This is a genomic window from Streptomyces sp. NPDC058289, assembly GCF_042880975.1.
Lineage (GTDB): Bacteria > Actinomycetota > Actinomycetes > Streptomycetales > Streptomycetaceae > Streptomyces > Streptomyces stoeckheimensis.
The window spans coordinates 12,329-28,359 of the sequence record NZ_JBHVYI010000074.1; the positions used below are offsets into that span (position 1 = coordinate 12,329).

General features: G+C 71.6%; 12 protein-coding genes. 8 read left to right on the forward strand and 4 right to left on the reverse strand.

Annotation, left to right across the window (positions count from 1 at the left end; genetic code table 11):
* Positions 1–66: 66 nt before the first annotated feature.
* Entirely contained in the window at positions 67–726 is a 660-nt protein-coding gene (locus ACFVX6_RS30015; RefSeq protein ID WP_389696723.1) for a TetR/AcrR family transcriptional regulator C-terminal domain-containing protein, read from the reverse strand.
* Between the two features lie 121 nt (positions 727–847).
* Between ACFVX6_RS30015 and ACFVX6_RS30020 the strand changes: the two genes are divergently transcribed.
* Positions 848–2,401, forward strand: a complete 1,554-nt coding sequence (locus ACFVX6_RS30020; RefSeq protein ID WP_389696725.1) for an amino acid permease — start codon at positions 848–850, stop codon at positions 2,399–2,401.
* Positions 2,323–3,924 carry an amidohydrolase gene (locus tag ACFVX6_RS30025; RefSeq protein WP_389696727.1) on the forward strand — a complete coding sequence of 534 codons (1,602 nt, stop codon included), beginning with the start codon at positions 2,323–2,325 and terminating at the stop codon, positions 3,922–3,924. Before ACFVX6_RS30020 ends, ACFVX6_RS30025 begins: the two co-directional genes overlap by 79 nt.
* 35 nt (positions 3,925–3,959) lie before the next feature.
* Here ACFVX6_RS30025 and ACFVX6_RS30030 read toward each other — a convergent pair whose 3' ends face one another.
* From ACFVX6_RS30030 to ACFVX6_RS30040, 3 genes are all read right to left on the reverse strand, one after another.
* Positions 3,960–4,880, reverse strand: a complete 921-nt coding sequence (locus ACFVX6_RS30030) for a phosphatase PAP2 family protein (RefSeq protein WP_389696729.1) — start codon at positions 4,878–4,880, stop codon at positions 3,960–3,962.
* 126 nt (positions 4,881–5,006) lie between these two features.
* On the reverse strand, positions 5,007–6,047 hold the full coding sequence (locus ACFVX6_RS30035) for a LacI family DNA-binding transcriptional regulator (protein ID WP_389696731.1): 1,041 nt from the start codon (positions 6,045–6,047) through the stop codon (positions 5,007–5,009).
* A gap of 26 nt (positions 6,048–6,073) precedes the next feature.
* Positions 6,074–7,765: a glycoside hydrolase family 13 protein gene (locus tag ACFVX6_RS30040; RefSeq protein WP_389696733.1), complete on the reverse strand. Its 1,692-nt coding sequence runs from the start codon at positions 7,763–7,765 to the stop codon at positions 6,074–6,076.
* Between the two features lie 220 nt (positions 7,766–7,985).
* On the opposite strand from ACFVX6_RS30040, the gene ACFVX6_RS30045 reads away from it, so the two are divergent.
* From ACFVX6_RS30045 to ACFVX6_RS30070, 6 genes are all read left to right on the forward strand, one after another.
* Positions 7,986–9,260: an extracellular solute-binding protein gene (locus ACFVX6_RS30045; RefSeq protein WP_382971726.1), complete on the forward strand. Its 1,275-nt coding sequence runs from the start codon at positions 7,986–7,988 to the stop codon at positions 9,258–9,260.
* A gap of 7 nt (positions 9,261–9,267) precedes the next feature.
* On the forward strand, positions 9,268–10,314 hold the full coding sequence (locus ACFVX6_RS30050) for a carbohydrate ABC transporter permease (protein ID WP_389696735.1): 1,047 nt from the start codon (positions 9,268–9,270) through the stop codon (positions 10,312–10,314).
* A 2-nt stretch (positions 10,315–10,316) separates the two neighbouring features.
* Entirely contained in the window at positions 10,317–11,198 is an 882-nt protein-coding gene (locus tag ACFVX6_RS30055) for a sugar ABC transporter permease (RefSeq protein ID WP_389696737.1), read from the forward strand.
* A 76-nt stretch (positions 11,199–11,274) separates the two neighbouring features.
* Positions 11,275–12,891 (forward strand): glycoside hydrolase family 13 protein, encoded by a 1,617-nt coding sequence (locus ACFVX6_RS30060; RefSeq protein ID WP_389696739.1) that lies wholly within the window; start codon positions 11,275–11,277, stop codon positions 12,889–12,891.
* Complete coding sequence (locus tag ACFVX6_RS30065; protein ID WP_389696741.1) at positions 12,888–13,895, forward strand: LacI family DNA-binding transcriptional regulator; 1,008 nt, start codon at positions 12,888–12,890, stop codon at positions 13,893–13,895. The genes ACFVX6_RS30060 and ACFVX6_RS30065 overlap by 4 nt, the downstream gene beginning before the upstream one ends.
* 353 nt (positions 13,896–14,248) lie before the next feature.
* A complete protein-coding gene (locus ACFVX6_RS30070) occupies positions 14,249–16,000 on the forward strand; it encodes a carbohydrate-binding module family 20 domain-containing protein (protein WP_389696743.1) in 1,752 nt (583 codons plus the stop codon).
* The last annotated feature ends 31 nt before the right edge of the window (positions 16,001–16,031 follow it).

Sequence of the window (16,031 nt, forward strand, 5' to 3'; positions counted from 1 at the left end):
GCTTCCCGCCTCTCCGCAACGGCAGACGCGTTCCTTCCTCGCCCCCATTGTCACGCCGCCCGGCGGTTACCGCTGCGCCTCCGCCTCCGCCTCCCCGTCCGCCCCCGCGTCTGCCCCCGCGTCCGCCCCGCCGCGCAGGCCCCGCGCGTACGCCAGGAACGCCGTCAGGCCCACCTCGAAGGCGGCCTCCGCGCGCCCGGGGCCCTGGGCGGCCAGGGCCCGTGCGAGCAGCGGGGTGCCCGGGGTCGGCTCCCACATGGCGTCCGGGGCCGCGAGGTCCAGGGCCGAGCCCAGGACCAGGTTCTCCAGGCCCGTGAGCAGCGGCATCACCTGCTCCGTGGCGAAGCCGGCCCGCAGCAGGAGGGCGACCGCCCGTTCGTACTGCGCGAGCACCGCGGGCGCCCGTACCGGGGTGGTCATCAGCAGCGGGATGGCCCGCGGATAGGCGGCGAAGGCGGCCCGGTACGACCGGGCCCAGGCCTCCAGTGCCCGGTCCCAGGGCTCCGGCGAGGACAGCGTGCCGCCGTCGATCCGGGCGCACACCCGCTCCCGGATCAGCTCGATGACCCCCGCCCGGCCGTCCACGTGGTGATACAGCGACCCGGTCTGCACCCCGAGCGCCCGGGCGATCTGCGGGACGCTGAACTCGCCCTGCTCGGCGAGCAGTTGCAGTGCCGCACTGCCGATCCGCTCCCGGTCGAGCAGTGGGGTGCGTGGCCGCGCCATCGTATTTCTCCCGCCGTCAGGTCTTCCCGTACGCCAAAACCGGAGGCTACATTGCCGCAAACCGAAAGCCTTTAGGTTTTCCGTTCCCCGCCGCCTGCCGTTCGCAGAAGGGTGCTCCCGCATGCCCGAAACGCCCGAGCCGCCGAGATCCGGAACAAGAACCGGAACCGACCTGCGCCACGGCGCGCTCGGTACCGCCGACATCTCCTTCTTCGTCGTCTCCGCCGCCGCCCCGCTCACCGTCATGGCCGGCGTCGCCCCCGTCGCGATCCTGCTCGGCGGCATCGGCGCCCCCGCCGGCTACCTCCTCGCCGGCCTCACCCTCGCGATCTTCGCCGTCGGCTTCACCACCATGAGCCGCCACGTCCGCAGCGGCGGCGCCTTCTACGCCTACATCGCCCGCGGCCTCGGCAAGCGCGTCGGCATCGGCGCCGCCCTGCTCGCCCTCATCGGCTACAACGGCATGGAGATCGGCGTCTACGGGCTCCTCGGCACCACCACCGCCGACACCGGGCGCGCCCTCGCCGGCCTCGACATCCCCTGGCTGCCCGTCTCCCTCGCCGGCCTCCTCCTCATCTGGTACGGCGGCTTCCGCTCCATCGACTTCGGCGCCAAACTGCTCGGCATCCTGCTCGTCGCCGAGACCGGGATCCTCGTCCTGCTCGCGGGCGGCGTGCTCATCGAGGGCGGCGCCCACGGACTCTCCCTCGGATCCTTCGCTCCCGGCGCGGTGCTCGTCCCCGGCGCCGCGGCCGTCCTGGCCTTCGCCTTCGCCGCGTTCACCGGCTTCGAGTCCACCGTCATCTACCGCCGCGAGGCCCGCGACCCCGACCGGACCATCCCGCGCGCCACCTACATCGCCGTCGCCTTCCTCGGCCTCTTCTACGCCTTCATCGTCTGGACCGTCATCCAGGCCTTCGGAACCGAGGAAGTCCTCGCCGCGGCCGCCGCGGACCCCGCCGGCCTCTTCTTCACCGCCATCACCACCTACGTGGGCCCCTGGGCGGCCGACCTGATGCACGTCTTCATCGTCACCAGCGTCATCGCCTCCCTCCTCGCCTTCCACAACGCCATCAACCGGTACGCCCTCGCCCTCGCCGAGGAAGGCATCCTGCCCGCCGCCCTCGGCCGGATCCACCCGCGCCACGGCTCCCCGTACGTCGCCGGCGCGGCGCAGACCGCCCTCGGCGCCGTCATCGTCCTCGGCTTCGCCCTCGCCGGAGCCGACCCGTACCAGCAGCTCCTGCTCTGGGTGAACACCCCGGGCATGATCGGCCTCATGGCCCTGATGCTGCTCGCCGCCATCGCCGTACCCGTCTACTTCCGCCGCGTCCGGCACGACGAGGGGCCCTGGCGGACCCTGATCGCGCCCGTCACCGCCGCCGTGCTGCTGGCCGTCGCGATCTGCCTCGTCGTCTCCAAGGCGGCCCTCTTCACCATGGCCTCCACCACCGTCAACATCCTCCTCGTGGCCCTCGTCCCCGCCGTCTTCCTCGCCGGGCTCGCCCTCGCCCAGCGCCTGAAGACCCGCCGCCCCGAGGTCTACGCCCGATTCGCCGAAGAACCCGCCCCCGAAGCCCCCCAAGGAGCAGAGCCGTGCCCGCTGCCGACACCGTCCTCACCGGAGCCCGCGTCCGCACCCTCGACCCCGCCCGCCCCGAGGCCCGCGCGGTAGCCGTCCTCGGCGGCGAGATCGTCGCCGTCGGAGACGAGGCCGACGTCCGCGACTGGCGCGGCCCCGGCACCGAGACCGTGGACCTCGGCGGCGCCACCCTCACCCCCGGACTCACCGACGCCCACAGCCACCCCGTCTGGGGCATCGAGATGGCGACCGGTACGGACCTCTCCGCCGTCACCGACCTCGACCAGCTCCGCGCCGCCCTGCGCACCGCAGACCGGGGCCCCGGCGGCTGGGTCACCGGCTTCGGCCTCGACCACAACGCCTTCGGCGGCCGCCCCGTCGACAAGGCCCTGATCGAGGAGGCCCTCGCCGGAGCCCCCGCCTTCCTGCGCCTCTACGACGGCCACTCCGCGCTCGCCTCCGGCGCGGCCCTGGCCGCCGCCGGGATCACCGGCCCGCGCGCCTTCGCCCAGCGCTCCGAGATCGTCTGCGACGCCGACGGGCGGCCCACCGGCCACCTCGTCGAGCACGCCGCGATGGCCCTGGTCGGCTCGCTCGCGCCGAAGCCCACGTACACCGAGCGCCGGCAACGCCTCACCGGCCTGCTCTCCGACATGGCCGCCACCGGTCTGACCGGCGCACACGTCATGGACCTCGGCGACGGGGACGTACCCGCCCTGCTCGCGACCGCCGAGTACGAGGGCGACCTCCCGCTGCGCCTGAACCTCTCGCCCTGGTGCATGCCCGGAGCCACCGGCGAGGACCTGGAGGAGCTGATCGAGCTCCAGCGGCTCGCGGGCCGCCACTGGAAGGTCGGCGGGGTCAAGTTCTTCATGGACGGCACCGTCGAGGGCGGCACCGCCTGGCTGGAGCACGCCGACTGCCACGGCCGTGGCACCGACGCCTTCTGGCCCGATCCGCAGGCCTACGCCGAGGCGGTACGGGTCCTCGACGCGGCCGGGGTGCGCACCGCGACCCACGCCATCGGCGACGCGGCGGTCCGACACGTCCTGGACACCGTGGAGTCGCTGGGCCTGCGGGGCCGGATGCGGCACCGGATCGAGCACATCGAGACCGTCCCGGACGGCCAGCTGAAGCGGTTCGCGGAGCTCGGGGTGATCGCCTCGATGCAGCCGCCGCACACCGCGTACACCCGGGCCGACCACAGCGACGAGTGGTCCAAGCGGCTGGGGGAGGAGCGGGCCGGCCGCGCCTGGCGCTGCCGGGACCTGCGCGAGGCCGGCGCGGTGCTCGCCCTGGGCTCCGACTGGCCCATCGCCCACTACGACGCCCGCCAGGTCCTGGCCACCGCCCGCGACCCGCGCGGCGCGGCCTCGGCCGGTACGGGGGCGTGGACCGGGGCGGCCCTGAGCGGGCTGATGGCCCTGGAGGGCATGACTTCGCACGCCGCGCTGGCGGCGGGGGAGGGAGCGGTGGCGGGGCGGATCGCGGCCGGTTTCCGGGCCGACCTGACCGCCTTCGGCCTGGACCCGGTGGACGCTCCGGCGGACGAGCTGGCCGGGGTGCCGGTCCGGCTCACCATGTCGGGAGGCCGGATCACCCACAGGGAGGGGTGAGACGGCAGGGCTCAGCGCCGGAAACGGGCGGGGCCTCAGCGCCGGAAGCGGCCCAGCGCCGGATGGTTCAGCACGGCCGCCGCCACCGGGTGGCGGCCGGTCTCCTCGGGCCGGCGCGGCAGCCGGTGCGGGAGCGACCCGTACCAGGCGCGGGAGACGGCGTAGCCGAAGGCCAGGCAGAGCATGCCGCCGACGGCGTCGAGCCAGAAGTGGTTGGCGGTGGACACGATCACGATCAGCGTCGCCGTCGGGTAGAGCAGGCCCAGGATCCGGGCCCAGGGGGCGGAGGCGACCGCGAAGATCGTCAGCCCGCACCAGAGCGACCACCCTATGTGCATGGACGGCATGGCCGCGTACTGGTTCGACATGTGCTTGAGGTTGCCCGAGGCCATGGAGCCCCAGGTGTGGTGGACCAGCACGGTGTCGACGAAGCCCCTCCCGCTCAAACCCTGCCCGTTCATCAGCCGGGGCGGCGCGAGCGGGTAGAAGTAGTAGCCGACCAGGGCCACGCCCGTGGTGGCGAAGAGGATGAGCCGCGTCGCCGCGTAACGCCCGGGATGAAAGCGGTAGATCCAGACCAGCACGCCGATGGTCATGACGAAGTGGAGCGTGGCGTAGTAGTAGTTCATGCCCACCACGAGCCAGGTCACCGAATTGACGGCGTGGTTGATCTTCTCCTCGACGGCGATGCCGAGCGCCTGCTCCACCTTCCAGATCCAGTCGGCGTTCGCGAGCGCGGCCGCCTTCTGCTCGGGCACGGCGTTGCGGATCAGCGAGTACGTCCAGTAGCTGACCGCGATCAGCAGGACCTCGAACCAGATCCGGGGTCGCCGGGGGACGCGCAGCCTGGAGAGCAGTGCACGCTCGGACGACTCCGGGCGGTCCTGGCTCTCGGTCACGGGGGGTGACGAGACGTCCGTCCGGGTATCCAGTGTCTTCACGCTCGCTTCACCCATAGGAAAAGAGTCTGCCAGATGCGGACTCGCCTTCGATCATCCCTTGGGACGGTCTTGGCCGCAGCCTCTCCGCCTTCGGGACGAGCGGAGGCCTTACGTCCCTAGGGAAAACGGCAGGGGCGTCACTCAGGGGCGTGCGGGACCGCGGCCCTGCTGGGGGCCCGAAGCGGTGGAGCCGCGGACGACCAGCTCGGGGAGGAACACGAACTCGCTGTGCGGGGCCGGCGTACCGCCGATCTCCTCCAGCAGGGTCCGTACCGCGGCCTGGCCCATGGCCTGCACGGGCTGGCGGATGGTGGTCAGCGGCGGATCCGTGAACGCTATGAGCGGGGAGTCGTCGAAGCCGACCACCGACACGTCCTGCGGGACCTTGAGGCCCTGCTGCCGGGCCGCCCGGATCGCGCCCAGCGCCATCATGTCGCTCGCGCACACCACCGCCGTGCAGCCGCGGGAGATGAGCGCGGCCGCGGCGGCCTGGCCGCCCTCCAGCGTGTAGAGGGAGTGCTGGATCAGCTCCTCGACCTCGTCCTCGCCGAGTCCGAGCCGTTCCTTCATGCCCTGCCGGAAGCCCTCGATCTTGCGGAGCACCGGCACGAACCGCTTGGGCCCCACGGCCAGCCCGATCCGGGTGTGCCCGAGTGCGGTCAGGTGGGTCACCGCGAGGTGCATCGCGGCCCGGTCGTCGGGGGAGACGAAGGGGGCCTGCACCTTGTCGGAGAACCCGTTGATGAGGACGTACGGGACGCCCTGTCCGCGGAGTTGGTCGTAGCGGCCCATGTCGGCCGTGGTGTCCGCGTGCAGCCCGGAGACGAAGATGATCCCGGAGACCCCGCGTTCGACGAGCATCTCCACGAGCTCGTCCTCGGTGGACCCGCCGGGCGTCTGCGTGGCCAGCACCGGGGTGTAGCCCTGCCGGGTCAGCGCCTGGCCGATGACCTGGGCGAGCGCCGGGAAGATGGGGTTGTCGAGCTCGGGGGTTATCAGGCCGACGAGTCCCGCGCTGCGCTGGCGCAGCCGTACGGGGCGTTCGTAGCCGAGCACGTCGAGGGCGGCCAGCACGGATTCACGGGTGCCTGCGGCCACACCGGGCTTGCCGTTGAGCACGCGGCTGACTGTGGCTTCGCTGACCCCCGCCTGGGCTGCGATGTCGGCTAGCCGTGCGGTCACGGGATTGGACTGTACCGGTCGGACGTTCACAATGACCACCACGTGCACGAATCCGGGGGAAGCCGGACGGTGCGGCCGTCCGTCTCCACCGGGGCGCTGGACAGGACGGGCCGTCCCGGCGAGGGCAGTTCGAGCGGGACCGGGCGGGTGTTGAGCGTGCACGCGAAGCCGGGGCGGGTGAAGAGGAGCACGCCCTCGGGCGCGGGCAGCCACTGCATCCCGGACTCCGCGCCCCCGGCCTCTGCCGTGTCCGAGAGGCCCGCTTCCAAGACCCCTGCCTCCATGCCCCCCGCCTCCAAGACCCCCGCCTCCGGTGCCCCGAGGCCCGGCATCGCGCGGCGCAGTTCCAGGGCGGCGCGGTAGAGCTCCAGGGTGGAGTGGGGGTCGCCGGTCTGCGCGGCGACGCTGAGCCCGCCCCAGCCGGCCGGCTGGGGGAGCCAGCTCCCGGCAGGCCCGAAATCGTACGGGGGCTCCTCCCCGGACCACGGGATCGGTACCCGGCAGCCGTCGCGCAGCCCGTCCTGCCCGGCGCTGCGGGTGAAGGCCGGGTCCCGGCGGGCGGAGTCCGGGAGGTCGGTCACCTCGGGCAGGCCGAGCTCCTCGCCCTGGTAGACGTACGCCGATCCGGGCAGGGCCAGCATCAGCAGCGCGGCCGCCCGGGCCCGGGCCAGGCTGCCGTAGCGGGTCCGGTGCCGTACGACGTCGTGGTTGGACAGCACCCAGGTCGTCGGGGCGCCGACCGAGGCGGTGGCGGCGAGGGACTCGTCGATGACGGTGCGCAGTGCGGTGGTGTCCCACGGGCAGTTCAGGAATCGGAAGTTGAAGGCCTGGTGCAGTTCGTCGGGGCGGACGTACAGCGCGAGCCGCTCGGAGGTGGGCGCCCAGGCCTCGGCGACCCCGATGCGCGGGACCTCGTAGGAATCGAGCAGCCGCCGCCAGGACCGGTGGATCGCGTGCACGCCGTCCTGGTCGAAGAAGGGGAGCGGCTCGGTGCCGATGAGGGTGGCCTGTGCCCCGCGGCCGATGTCCGGCAGGCCCGGGGCCTTGACCATGCCGTGGGCGACGTCCACCCGGAACCCGTCGACGCCGAGGTCGAGCCAGAACCGCAGGACGGCGGAGAATTCCTCGGCGACCTCCGGGTTCTCCCAGTTCAGGTCGGGCTGCTCGGGGGCGAAGAGGTGCAGGTACCAGGCGCCGTCCGGGGTCCGGGTCCAGGCGGCCCCGCCGAAGACCGACTCCCAGTCGTTGGGCGGGAGCTCCCCGGAGGGCCCCCGGCCGGGGTGGAAGTGGTAGCGGTCGCGGGCTCCCGGCTCCCCGGCCAGCGCCGCGCGGAACCAGGCGTGCTGCTCGGAGGTGTGGTTCGGGACCACGTCCACGATCACCCGCAGCCCCAGCGCGTGCGCGGCGCGGATGAGGTCGTCGGCGTCGGAGAGGTCTCCGAAGAGCGGGTCGACGGCCCGGTAGTCGGCGACGTCGTAGCCGCCGTCCGCCTGGGGGGAGACGTAGAAGGGGGTCAGCCACACCGCGTCGACCCCGAGCCGGGCCAGGTGGGGCAGCCGCTCGCGGACCCCGCGCAGGTCCCCGATCCCGTCGCCGTCGCTGTCCGCGAAGGAGCGGACGTACACCTGGTAGAGGACGGCATCGCGCCACCAGCCGCCGCTCGCGGTGGCGTTGCTGGAAGCACTTGCAAGCCGGGCGGCGGTCAACTCGTGGGTCATATCGGGTCAACGCGCGTACGCACCCCCTGGTTGCGGGCCCGGACAGTCGAAGAGGGTTCGAACTAACAGCAAGCTGCGGCAACCGTACGGACACACGGATGTAACGATCACCGCTTCTTGCAGAAAGTTCCCGCAAGGTCTTTCGGTCGGCTTTCAGGCTTGTTACGTTCTCGGCAACTCGGAACCGCGAGGCGCGGCCGGGATCATCGAAGGAGTTCATATGCGGCGTGGCATAGCGGCCACCGCGCTGGTCGCGGCTCTGGCGCTCGCGGCGACGGCTTGCGGCGGTGACACCAAGGACGGCAGCGACGGCGCCAAGGCCGACGGGGAGCTCTCCGGCACGGTCACGTGGTGGGACACCTCGAACGACGCCGAGAAGGCGTCCTTCCAGAAGATCGCCGAGGCGTTCACCGCCAAGCACCCCAAGGTGACCGTCAAGTACGTCAACGTCCCGTACGGCGACGCGCAGAACAAGGTCAAGAACGCCTTCAGCAGCGGCTCCGAGGCCCCCGACGTGATCCGCGCCGACGTGGGCTGGGTCGCCGACTTCGCCTCCCTCGGCTACCTCGCCGAGGTTCCGGCCGACACGGCCAAGAAGATCGACACCGAGTTCCTGCCCCAGGCTGCGGCCAGCGGCAAGTACGAGGGCAAGACCTACGGCGTCCCGCAGGTCATCGACACCATGGGCCTCTTCTACAACAAGAAGATGCTCGCCGACGCCGGCGTCGAGCCCCCCAAGACGCTCGAAGAGGTGAAGACCGCCGCCGCGGCCATCAAGGCCAAGACCGGCAAGGCCGGCCTCTACCTGCGCGGCGACGACTCCTACTGGTTCCTCCCCCTCATCTACGGAGAGGGCGGCGACCTCGTCGACGCGAAGACCAAGACGGTCACCGTCGACAACGCCGCGGGCGTCAAGGCCTTCAAGGCCGCCCGCGACCTGGTCACCTCGGGTGCGGCGATCACCAACGCCACCGACGGCTGGACCAACATGCAGACCGCCTTCAAGACGGGCGAGGCCGCGATGATGATCAACGGCCCCTGGGCCGTGGCCGACACCTACGCGGGCGACCAGTTCAAGGACAAGGCCAACCTCGGCATCGCCGCCGTCCCGGCCGGCTCCGTCAAGGCGGGCGCCCCGCAGGGCGGCCACGACCTCGCCGTGTACGCGGGCTCCAAGAACATCGCCGCCGCGAACGCCTTCGTCGACTACATGACCTCGCAGGAGGTGCAGGTCCAGTCCGCCAAGGAGCTGAGCCTGCTCCCGACCCGGACGGCCGCCTACGAGCAGCCCGAGGTCAAGTCCAGCGAGATGGTGCAGTTCTTCAAGCCGGCCGTGGACAAGGCCGTCGAGCGCGCCTGGATCCCGGAGAACGGATCCCTCTTCGAGCCGCTCAAGGTCGAATACACCAAGGCGATCACCGGGGCCTCGAGCCCGGAGGACGCGGCCAAGGCGGCCGGCGCCGAATTCCGCAAGATCCTCAAGGGCTGGAAGTAACGAAGAGATGGCTGCTCACACCAGCCAGTCGGTGGCGAAGGCCGCGGGCAGCGAGACCGGTCCTGACGCCGGTCCCGCCGCCCGCGGCCGGAGCCGCAGGACTGACAACAGGACCGGCGGGAGCAACCGCCCGGGGCTGAAGCGGGCCCTCGCCACCCACTGGTACGCCTGGGCCATGATCACCCCCGTGGTGCTCGTGCTCGGCGTGATCATCGGCTGGCCGCTCGTCCGCGGCGTCTACCTGTCGCTGACCGACGCCACCGAGCGCAACGTCAGCCGGACCATCGGCGCCAACCACATCGAGGCGACGTACCAGTTCGTCGGACTCGACAACTACGCCGACGTCCTCGCCGACCCGGTGTTCCTGCAGCGGCTGGTGTGGACGGTCCTGTGGACCGTCGCCTGCGTGTCGGTCACCTTCGCGCTCGGCCTGGGCCTCGCCACCGTGCTCAACCGCGAGTTCAAGGGGCGCGCCGCCTACCGGATGGCGCTCATCCTGCCCTGGGCCGTCCCCGGATTCGTCTCCGTCTTCGCCTGGCGGTTCCTCTTCAACCGCGACAACGGCATCCTCAACAAGATCCTCGAAGGCGGCGGCATCTCCGCCGTCCCGTGGCTCGACGACCCGACCTGGGCCAAGATCGCGGTCATCGCCGTCAACGTCTGGCTCGGCGTCCCCTTCATGATGGTCGCCCTGCTCGGCGGCATGCAGTCCATCCCCGGCGAGCTCTACGAAGCGGCCGAGATGGACGGGGCGACCCCCTGGCAGCGGTTCCGCCACATCACCCTGCCGGGACTGCGCACGGTCAGCATGACCGTGATCCTGCTCTCCACCATCTGGACCTTCAACATGTTCCCGGTGATCTTCCTGCTCACCCGGGGCGGCCCCGGCGACTCCACCGAGATCCTGGTGACCCAGGCGTTCCGCGAGGCGTTCGTGACCAGCCCGCGCGACTTCGCGGTCTCGGCGACCTGGGGCGTACTGATCCTCCTGCTGCTCACGATGTTCGCGCTGGTCTACCGGCGCTCGCTGCGCAAGCAGGGAGAGGTGTGGTGACCGTGACGACCAACTCCGCGAGTTCTGCGAGTTCCGTGAAGGCGGCCTCCGTCCGCCCCCGCGGCAAGCGCTCCCCGCTCGCCTCCGCCGGACTGCACGCCACCCTGGCCGTCGCCGCGGTGATCGCCGTCTTCCCGGTGCTGTGGATCCTGCTGACCTCCCTCAAGCCCGCGAAGCACGCCATCTCCACGGACTTCGTCAAGGAACCCACCCTCGACAACTACCGCTACCTGGTGGAGTCGACCTCCTTCCTCACCTGGTTCGGCAACTCCGTCCTGGTCGCCGGCATCACCACCGTCCTCGGGGTGTTCATCGCCGCCACCACCGGATACGCCGTCAGCCGCTTCAAGTTCCCCGGAATGAAGCCGCTGATGTGGACCCTGCTCATCACGCAGATGTTCCCGATGGCCATCCTCATCGTCCCCCTCTACAACCTCATGGGAGACCTGGGGCTGCTGAACCAGCCGCTCGGCCTGGTGATCACGTACCTCACCATCGCCGTGCCGTTCTGCGCCTGGATGATGAAGGGCTTCTTCGACACCATCCCGGTCGAGATCGACGAATCCGGCCGCGTCGACGGGCTCAACCCCTTCGGCACCTTTTGGCGCCTCATCCTGCCGCTGGCCAAGCCCGGCCTCGCCGTCACCGGCTTCTACGCCTTCATCACCGCCTGGGGCGAGGTCGCGTACGCCTCCGCCTTCATGGTCGGAGACGAGCACCTGACGCTGGCCGGCGGCCTGCAGACCTTCGTCACGCAGTACACCTCCAACTGGGGTGCGATGAGCGCGGCTTCCATCCTCATCGCCATCCCCGCGGCGTTCTTCTTCCTCTTCGCCCAGCGTCACCTCGTCGCCGGGATGACGGCAGGCGCGACCAAGGGCTGACCAGCCCCGCGCGCATCGGGCCGACCACCCGAAGCCTGCCCCCTCTCACCCCCGGCCCGACCCATTCAAGGACGACATGACCCAGCACCTCGCCGCCGAATCCTCGTTGGACGGCCTTCCCACCTCCACCGGCACCCTGCCCGGCTGGTGGAGAGAAGCGGTGATCTACCAGGTCTATCCGCGCAGCTTCGCCGACTCCAACGGGGACGGCATGGGGGACCTCGAAGGCATCCGCAGCCGACTGCCCTACCTCAAGGAACTGGGCGTCGACGCCGTCTGGCTCAGCCCCTTCTACGCCTCCCCGCAGGCCGACGCCGGCTACGACGTCGCCGACTACCGGGCCATCGACCCCATGTTCGGCAGCCTGCACGACGCCGACGCCGTGATCCGCGAGGCGCACGAGCTGGGCCTGCGGATCATCGTGGACCTGGTCCCCAACCACTGCTCCGACCAGCACGAATGGTTCAAGCAGGCCCTGCGCGAAGGACCGGGTACGCCGCTGCGCGAACGCTTCCACTTCCGCCCGGGCCGGGGAGAGGACGGGGCCGAGCCCCCGAACGACTGGGAGTCCATCTTCGGCGGACCCGCCTGGACCCGGGTCGCCGACGGGGAGTGGTACCTGCACCTCTTCGCACCCGAGCAGCCCGACTTCAACTGGGAACACCCGGCCGTCCAGGACGAGTTCCGCTCGATCCTGCGGTTCTGGCTCGACCTCGGCGCCGACGGCTTCCGCATCGACGTGGCCCACGGCCTGGTCAAGGCGCCCGGCCTGCCCGACCTGGGACGGGGAGAGCAGCTGAAGCTGCTGGGCAACCAGGTGCTGCCCTTCTTCGACCAGGACGGCGTCCACGAGATCTACCGCTCCTGGCGGAAGGTGCTGGACGAGTACGCCGGCGACCGGATCGGCGTGGCCGAGGCCTGGACGCCGAGCGCCGACCGGACGGCCATGTACCTGCGGCCCGACGAGCTCCACCAGGCCTTCAACTTCCACTACCTGAACACCGGATGGGACGCACGGGCGCTGCGCGCCACCATCGACGAGTCCCTGGACGCGATGCGCCCGGTGGGCGCGCCGACGACGTGGGTGCTGTCCAACCACGACGTCGTGCGTCATGTGACGCGGTACGGGGGTGGGGAGCAGGGTCTGGCCCGGGCGCGGGCGGCCGCGCTGCTGATGCTGGCCCTGCCCGGATCGGCGTACGTCTACCAGGGCGAGGAGCTCGGCCTGCCGGAGGTCCTCGAGCTCCCGGACGAGGCCCGCCAGGACCCGGCCTTCGCCCGCGGCGCCGGGCAGGACGGGCTGCGCGACGGCTGCCGCGTACCGATCCCGTGGTCGGGCACCGAGGCCCCGTACGGCTTCGGCGAAGGCGGCAGCTGGCTGCCGCAGCCGGCCGAGTGGGCGGGTCTGAGCGTGGCCGCGCAGACCGGTGACCCGGCCTCCACCCTGGAGCTCTACCGCGCCGCGCTGCACCTGCGCCGCTCGCACCCGGAGCTGGGCGCGGGCGACGGGGTGGAGTGGCTGGAGGCTCCGTCGGGCGTACTGGCCTTCCGCCGGGGGGACTTCACCTGCACGGTCAACACCACGGCCGAGCCGGTACGGATGCCCGCGCCGGGCACCGTACTGCTGGCGAGCGGGGACCTCTCCGACCCGTCGGAGCTGCCGGCCGACACGGCGGTGTGGTGGCGGGGATGACCTCCCCGCTGCGGCTGACGGACATCGCCGCGCAGGCCTCGGTCAGCGAGGCGACCGTCAGCCGCGTGCTCAACGGCAAGGCGGGCGTGGCGTCCGGCACCCGGCACAAGGTGCTGGCCGCCATGGACCTGCTGGGCTACGAACGCCCGGTCCGGCTGCGCCGGCGCAGCAACGGCCTGGTCGGCCTGCTGACCCCGGAGCTCACCAACCCCATCTTCCCGGCGTTCGCCCAGGTCATCGAGCAGACCCTCGCGGGCCACGGGTACACCCCGGTGCTGTGCACGCAGACCCCGGGCGGGGCCACCGAGGACGAGCTGGTGGAGCAGCTGGAGGAACGCGGGGTCACCGGCATCGTGTTCCTGTCGGGGCTGCACGCGGACTCCTCGGCGGACCCTTCGCGCTACCAGCGGCTGGCGGCGCGGGGGGTCCCGTTCGTCCTCATCAACGGGTTCAACGAGCAGGTCCAGGCCCCCTTCATCTCCCCGGACGACCGCGCGGCGGCGGAGATGGCGGTCCGTCACCTGGAGGACCTGGGCCACCGCAGGATCGGCCTGGCCATCGGCCCCACGCGCTACGTTCCGTCGGCCCGCAAGGAGGCGGGTTTCGTCGCCGCCCTCCCGTCGGCGGCGGCCGAAGGCCTGATCCAGCGCACCCTGTTCACGGTCGAGGGCGGCCACGCGGCGGGCGGAGCCCTGCTGGACCGCGGCTGCACGGGCATCGTCTGCGGCAGCGACCCGATGGCCCTGGGCGTCATACGGGCGGCCCGCGAGCGCGGGCTGCGCGTCCCGGAGGACATCTCGGTGGTCGGCTTCGACGACTCCCCGCTGATCGCCTTCACGGACCCCCCGCTGACGACGGTCCGCCAACCGGTCCGCGCCATGGCCACGGCAGCGGTGGGAGCCCTCCTGGAGGCGGTCGCCGGCACCCCGGTCCAGCGCACGGAGTACGTCTTCCAGCCGGAGCTCGTGGTCCGGGGGTCTACGGGGCAGGGGCCTGGGGGGTAGGGGGCGGAGCCACCCGCGAGGGTGGCTTTGGCGGTTCCGGGGGAGGAGCGGCCTCGTCGGCTGCGTCTGGACACCCCTCCCGTGACCTTTGACCGCCCCCACTAGCGCAAGGACGCCCACCGGCCCTTCAGGGTCGGTGGGCGCTTCAGGTTGCTACGCACTCTCGCTCGGCTTGGCGACTGCGGCCCGTCTTGGGGTGAGTCCACCCCCGACCCCGGCCGGAAACAATTCTGCAATCTCTTGCGCAAGGTCTTGCAGCGGTTCCGCCGGGCACCTACGGTCGCTGCAATCCCCAACTCGGCCGTGACCGGTCCCCACCCGGTCCTGTGCCTCTCCGCCAGGAGGAACACCGCATGCCAACCCGAGCCCGCGCCGTCAGAGCCGCCGCCGCGCTGCTTTCCGTATCCGCCGTCACCGCCGTGGCCGCCCTCGCCGTCGTCGGGGGGGCCGCCCCCCGGGCCTTGGCCGCCGCCCCAGGTGAGAAGGACGTCACCGCCGTCATGTTCGAGTGGCGGTTCGACTCCGTGGGCAAGGCCTGCGGGGAGAGCCTCGGGCCCGCCGGGTACGGCTACGTCCAGGTGTCGCCCCCGCAGGAGCACATCCAGGGGGGTCAGTGGTGGACCTCGTACCAGCCCGTCAGCTACAAGATCGCCGGGCGGCTGGGTGACCGCGCCGCCTTCAAGGCCATGGTCGACGCCTGTCACGCGGCCGGAGTGAAGGTCGTCGCCGACTCCGTCATCAACCACATGGCGGCCGGCGACGGCACCGGGACGGGCGGGAGTTCGTACACGAAGTACAACTACCCGGGCATCTACTCCGGCGCCGACATGGACGACTGCCGGTCCTCGATATCGAACTACGGGGACCGCGGGAACGTCCAGAACTGCGAGCTCGTCCAGCTCGCCGACCTGGACACCGGCGAGGACTACGTGCGCGGGCGGATCGCCGCCTACCTCAACGACCTGCTGTCGCTCGGCGTCGACGGGTTCCGCATCGACGCCGCCAAGCACATGCCGGCCGCCGACCTCGCCAACATCAAGTCCCGGATGACGAAGCCGAACGCCTACTGGAAGCAGGAGGCGATCCACGGCGCCGGCGAGGCGGTCTCGCCGAGCGAATACCTCGGGAGCGGGGACGTGCAGGAGTTCCGCTACGCGCGGGACCTCAAGCGGGTCTTCCAGAGCGAGAACCTCGCCAACCTGAAGAACTTCGGGGAGGCCTGGGGGTACATGCCCGCAGGGCAGTCCGCCGTCTTCGTCGACAACCACGACACCGAGCGCGGCGGTGACACCCTCAGCTACAAGAACGGGTCCGCCTACACGCTCGCCAACGTCTTCATGCTCGCTTGGCCCTACGGCTCCCCGGACGTGCACTCCGGCTACGAGTGGACCGACCGGGACGCCGGACCGCCCAACGGCGGCACGGTGAACTCCTGTTACACCGACGGATGGAAGTGCCAGCACGCTTGGCAGGAGATCTCCTCCATGGTCGCCTTCCGCAACTCGGCGCGCGGCCAGGCCGTCACGGACTGGTGGGACAACGGCGGCGACCAGATCGCCTTCGGGCGCGGCGCCAAGGCGTACGTGGCGATCAACCACGAGGGCTCGGCGCTGACCCGGACGTTCCAGACCTCCCTCCCGCCCGGCGACTACTGCGACGTGCAGAGCGGGCGGGCCGTGACCGTGGACTCCGGCGGGCGGTTCAGCGCCACCCTCGGGGCCGGGACGGCCGTCGCCCTGCACGTGGGCGCCCGCAGCTGCGGCAGCGGCACGCCGAGCCCGACGCCGACCCCCACGGCGAGCCCCACCGCCACCGCCGGTGCCTCCTTCGCCGTCAACGCCACCACCGTGCTCGGCCAGAACATCTACGTCACCGGTGACCGCGCCGAGCTCGGCAACTGGAACACCGCCGCCGCCCTCAAGCTCGACCCGGCCGCCTACCCCGTCTGGAAGCTCGACGTCACGCTCCCGCCCGGCACGGTCTTCGCGTACAAGTACGTCCGCAAGGACGCCGCCGGCAACGTCACCTGGGAGAGCGGAGCCAACCGGTCCGCCACGGTCCCCGCCAACGGCAAGGTCACGCTGACCGACACTTGGCGCAACTGACCCTCCCGCCCCACCCCGTCCCGTACCCGAG